Raw genomic sequence first — 4848 nt, forward strand, 5'->3', positions numbered from 1 at the left:
GGTACAACCGGCCAGGAACAGCGCACCGGTCACTGCAGCAATCTGCATCAGTTTCAGGGTTTTCATTCATCCCCTCGAAATTTTTAAGGAAGCCATCGTATGTATAGCACTGCTGCGGAATTTAACCTCTTAACGACAAAGAAAATATGATATTAGTCAGAACCGTGAAAATAAGGTTTTTCGGGGTAATCATTTTCTTCTCAATTATTTCTTTGGTGAATGAAATAAATAGTATTCACCTTTTGGGCTGTCCCCCGCAGAGATGATGGTCCAGCCTTTTGACAGATAAAAAGCGACGGCATTTTTACTCTTGGCTAAACATTTCAGCGATCCCTGACGGGTAAAGGTTTCTTCAGCAGCGTGAAGCAATGCCGAACCTGCACCGGTTCCCTGATACTGCGGATCAACAAACAGGTTATGCAAAAAATTTTCCTGAGTGAAAATTGAGGCGAATCCCAGTAAATGTCCGTCACGTTCTGCGACCAGTATTGTCTCGCCGAGCACTGCCCGGTCAAAATCTTCCAGCTGAAAATCGTCTTCCAGCCATGTCCAGGTGTGCTTGCGCGAGGCCAGATAGAGCGTACGTAAAAACGGGCGGTCTGCTTCTTGATAAGGGCGTACAGTCATTGTTGAGGGCAAGCATTGACTCCTGAGGAAGTTTTTCATCAACGTATGTTATTCAGGTCTGTGCCCAGATACTGCCAGTGAAGCGGAATGAGTTCAATAAGCTTCACTGATTGGTTTTTTAACGCATTTGCTGATTGATCTTCTGACCTCCGCCGCCAATAATGCTCCCTTGACTCGGGGTGCCCGCTGCAAAGCAGGGCTGAGATTTTACCCGTATTACCTGATCTGGATTATACCAGCGTAGGGAAGTCAGGTATCTCTCCTGATACCGCCTTCTTGAGCGCCGGTAGGGAGACTTATGAATACCCGACCTACCTACATTCCCGGCGCTTTAGCCGCCACTTCTCTGAAACAACTTCGCTTTGCTGCGCCGCTGGTTCACTGCCTGACCAATGACGTGGTGCAATCTTTTACCGCCAACGTCCTGCTGGCGCTGGGCGCGTCTCCTGCGATGGTGGTTGATCCCGCCGAAGCGGCACAATTTAGTGCCATCGCCGATGCCCTGCTGGTCAATGTCGGTACGCTGACACATCCCCATGCGCAGGCAATGCTGGCAGCCATTCAGGCAGGCAGTCAGGCCGGAAAGCCCTGGGTGCTGGATCCGGTTGCCGTCGGCGGCCTGAACTGGCGTACAGAATTCTGTCGTGAACTCATCACACTTAAACCTGCAGCAATCCGCGGCAATGCCTCCGAAATCCTGGCCCTCAGCGGCGTCAGTGCGTCCGGGCGCGGCGTTGACAGCGGCGATGATTCCTTTTCTGCTTTACCTGCCGCACAGCAACTGGCGCGTGAGACCGGCGCAGTCGTGGCTGTCACCGGTGAAACCGATTATGTCACCGACGGCCAGCGCAGTTGGGCTGTGGCTGGCGGGCATCCGATGATGACCCGAGTGGTGGGAACAGGATGCGCACTATCCGCAGTAGTAGCCGCCTTTGCGGCTTTGCCGGGCGATCGTCTGGATAACGTGGCCGCCGCCTGCCGGGTGATGTCCTGCGCGGGCGAACGCGCCTGTATGGCCGTGAAAGGGCCGGGCAGTTTCACGCCTGAATTCCTCGATAATCTGTATTTAATGGGCGAAGAATGGCTGAACGGCGAGGCAGACAATGAAACGTATTAATGCACTGACAATTGCAGGCACTGATCCGAGTGGCGGGGCAGGGATCCAGGCGGATTTAAAAACCTTTTCGGCGCTTGGCGCGTACGGTACCAGTGTGATCACCGCGCTGGTAGCCCAAAATACCCGTGGTGTGCAGTCGGTTTATAACATTGAGCCAGGGTTTGTTTCAGCACAGCTTGATTCCGTACTGAGCGATGTGCGGATCGACAGTACCAAAATTGGCATGCTGGCAAACAGCCAGATTGTGGAAGCGGTGGCGGAGCGGATCCGGCATTATCAGCCACCGTTTGTGGTGCTGGATACCGTGATGCTGGCGAAAAGTGGCGATCCTTTGCTGCTGCCGGAAGCCGTTGATGCGGTGCGCCGTTTGCTGATCCCGCAGGCTTCGATGATTACGCCAAACCTGCCGGAAGCGGCGGCGTTACTGGAATGTGCGGTCGCAGTGAACGAAACCGAAATGCGTGAGCAGGGAGAAGCACTGCTGGCGATGGGATGTGGCGCAGTGCTGATGAAAGGGGGGCATCTGAGCGATGAGGAAAGCCCTGACTGGCTGTTTACACCGGGTTCCCGCGAGCGGTTTACTGCGCCGCGCGTGAATACCCGACATACTCACGGCACAGGTTGTACGCTGTCGGCCGCGCTGGCCGCTTTACGTCCGCGTCATCAACACTGGGCCGGTGCTGTGCGTGAAGCCAAAGACTATTTACAGCAGGCGCTGATGCAGGCCGATTCACTTGACGTCGGTCACGGCATCGGGCCGGTACATCATTTCCACCGCTGGTGGTAACCACAGATTATGCGAGGCGCAGGGTTTCACTCAGCGCCTGTTCAGCCTGACGGAATTTCGTCAGTGCCTGTTGCAAATGCACGGCATCAAACGGGTTCAGCGGATAAAATTTTTCTTCTTTACGCGGGCGCAGCATCACGCGAATTTTGTCCGCTGACATCCGTTCAAACAGATAGCTGGCAATATCGTCGTTCTCTTCGTCTTTCCATGACAGCAGCAATGCCGCCTGTTCGCCGTTGCGTCGGCCAATAAACTGCCCGTGCAACCACAGCCCTTCCAGTTCGCCATCTTTTTGCAGTTTTTTACCGCTGAACCATGGCGATTCAGCCAGCGAAACGAGGGATTGCGACGTGATTTCGCCGTGCAACTGGCGCCATTGCGGGCGGTTGTTATCCATCTGCCAGCAGGCCATGCCGAGATAATCGTTCAGTTCACGCCAGTCCTGCTCCAGCTTCTCCCTGAGTTCAGGATCCTGCACATGCATGAACTGTTGCAGGCCGGTCGCCTGTTCGCCCAGCTTGTTATAGGCGATCACGGTCATGGTGCGGGGCTTACGGCGGAACGTGACCCACAGCAGCACTTTGGGGATACGGAAAGTGATGGCCTGAACGGTGAGTTTGTAACGATTGCCACGCGACATCACCAGGCCGCTGGACGTGCCCCGTTTGTCCTGATAATTCCTCACCAGGACCACGCTGTTCTGGCCCATCCAGCCCGTGACGTAATGTTCTTTTTCGCTTTCTGCCACGTCCAGATCCCGGACGATCTGACTGATTTTCTCGTTATCGAGTTGGGAGAGGGAGAGTGACTGATCGGCACTGTAGTAGCTTTTTTTCAGGGTGGCAGCGGCTGGCATAAAAGTATCCACGATATTGGTGTGGTTTACAGCTTACACCAAGTTGTCATACAGATTTCAGGGCTAACCCGCAAAATTTGAACGCCGTCGCAAACTGCTTGTATTGTACTCTTTCCCTTTACTTACTCGGCATCAAACCAGTCACTGTTTTGTTCGGCAATGGGCGTAATGGTGGAAATCATTTCCTGCAAATGAATACGGATGGCTTTTTCTGCGGCGTCCGGGTCATGTGCTTGCAGTCCGTCAAAAATCGCATAATGCTGTGCAATCAGATTTTCCGGCGGTGACACTTTGCTGAGTGTCAGAAAGCGGACGCGATCCATTGTCGCTTTGATGTGCTCGACGGTTTCCCATGCCAGACGGCAGTCGATAATTTGTGCGATCGTGCGGTGGAACTCATCATCCAGTAGCAGGAATTCCTGCGTTTGCTGACGCTTTGCTGCCAGTGTCTGACGCTCAAGATTATGTCCGAGCAGCGCCAGATCTTTGTCCGTAGCGACCATGGCTGCACGGCGTACCACGGCGGTTTCAACGGCTTCGCGAATGAAACGTCCGTCAGCGACCCGTTTGGAGGAAATTTTCATTACATACGTACCGCGTTGCGGTAAAACCTGAACCAGTCCGGCTTCGGCCAGTTTGATAAAGGCTTCACGAACCGGCTGACGGGACACATTAAAGCGTGTGGAAATCTCTTTCTCCGACAGGAATGCCCCCGGTGCGATGGCACAGGTGACGATGTCCTGACGCAAGGTGCGATAAATCTGCTGATTAACCGGCACATTACTGAGAAATTCAAAGGAGTCTGTCATGGGCAAAAGTTGTCTTTAAAGTCGGAAGACCCCAATACTAACATGAGTTTTCTGATGTTTTTGAGATTGTTAGCGCAAGGTTTTATCAAATTATTGGGAGTTTATATGCTCACGGCAATACAGCTTTTTGTAGGCCGCAGGGGTAATGCCCAGTAGTTTACGAAATACCCGACGAAAATACGCCACGTCGTTAAACCCCGTCAGGCGTGCCACGTCCGCCACATTGCCGGTATTGGCCAGTAGCAGTTTTTCTGCTGCCGCGACCCGTTGTTTATGCAGCGCCTCTGTCAGCGTCATCTGAAAGGTCAGGCGGAAAACCCGCCCGAGATAATCAGCATTACAATGCAGCCGTTCCGCCAGTTCAGAGGCTCCCAGCGGCAGATGGAATTGTGTCGTAATCAGCTGACGGGCTTTATAGGCCAGCGCCACGCCGGGGCCGCCCGGTTCAACATTCTCCGGCCAGGTGCGCGAGACTTCTTCTAGCAGCAAAATCAGAAACAGATCCAGAGAATTACCGCCGCGTTCCTGTTCATATAAAAATAATCTGAACAGCGTTAGCAGCGTTTCGCGGTCCCTGACTTTACAATGTTGTGGAATATTCAGCTGTAAAGAGGGATTATTTTGCTGTGAATTATTTATTGCTATATCTTTC

6 protein-coding genes and 1 riboswitch are annotated in these 4848 nt (G+C 53.1%); of the genes, 2 read left to right on the plus strand and 4 right to left on the minus strand.

Annotation, left to right across the window (positions count from 1 at the left end; translation table 11 throughout):
• Positions 1-204: 204 nt before the first annotated feature.
• Positions 205-627 (minus strand): GNAT family N-acetyltransferase, encoded by a 423-nt coding sequence (locus J1785_RS03275; protein ID WP_205951575.1) that lies wholly within the window; start codon positions 625-627, stop codon positions 205-207.
• A 165-nt stretch (positions 628-792) separates the two neighbouring features.
• Positions 793-891, plus strand: a riboswitch (TPP riboswitch).
• A gap of 34 nt (positions 892-925) precedes the next feature.
• Between J1785_RS03275 and thiM the strand changes: the two genes are divergently transcribed.
• Both thiM and thiD read left to right on the plus strand, forming a co-directional pair.
• The gene (gene thiM, locus J1785_RS03280; protein WP_129952162.1) at positions 926-1744 is read left to right on the plus strand and encodes a hydroxyethylthiazole kinase; all 819 of its coding nucleotides are present in this window, start codon (positions 926-928) and stop codon (positions 1742-1744) included.
• On the plus strand, positions 1731-2531 hold the full coding sequence (thiD, locus tag J1785_RS03285) for a bifunctional hydroxymethylpyrimidine kinase/phosphomethylpyrimidine kinase (RefSeq protein WP_129952163.1): 801 nt from the start codon (positions 1731-1733) through the stop codon (positions 2529-2531). Before thiM ends, thiD begins: the two co-directional genes overlap by 14 nt.
• A gap of 7 nt (positions 2532-2538) precedes the next feature.
• On the opposite strand, the gene J1785_RS03290 is transcribed toward thiD, so the two are convergent.
• From J1785_RS03290 to J1785_RS03300, 3 genes are all read right to left on the minus strand, one after another.
• Positions 2539-3387, minus strand: a complete 849-nt coding sequence (locus J1785_RS03290; RefSeq protein WP_129991687.1) for a hypothetical protein — start codon at positions 3385-3387, stop codon at positions 2539-2541.
• Between the two features lie 122 nt (positions 3388-3509).
• Positions 3510-4196, minus strand: coding sequence for a GntR family transcriptional regulator (locus J1785_RS03295; RefSeq protein WP_129952165.1), 687 nt, complete (start codon positions 4194-4196; stop codon positions 3510-3512).
• 90 nt (positions 4197-4286) lie between these two features.
• Positions 4287-4848: helix-turn-helix domain-containing protein (locus tag J1785_RS03300; RefSeq protein ID WP_217218799.1), on the minus strand; the 562-nt coding region annotated here is incomplete at its 5' end.

The sequence above is a fragment of the Rahnella perminowiae genome (assembly GCF_019049755.1).
In the GTDB taxonomy this organism is placed as follows: Bacteria; Pseudomonadota; Gammaproteobacteria; order Enterobacterales; family Enterobacteriaceae; genus Rahnella; species Rahnella perminowiae.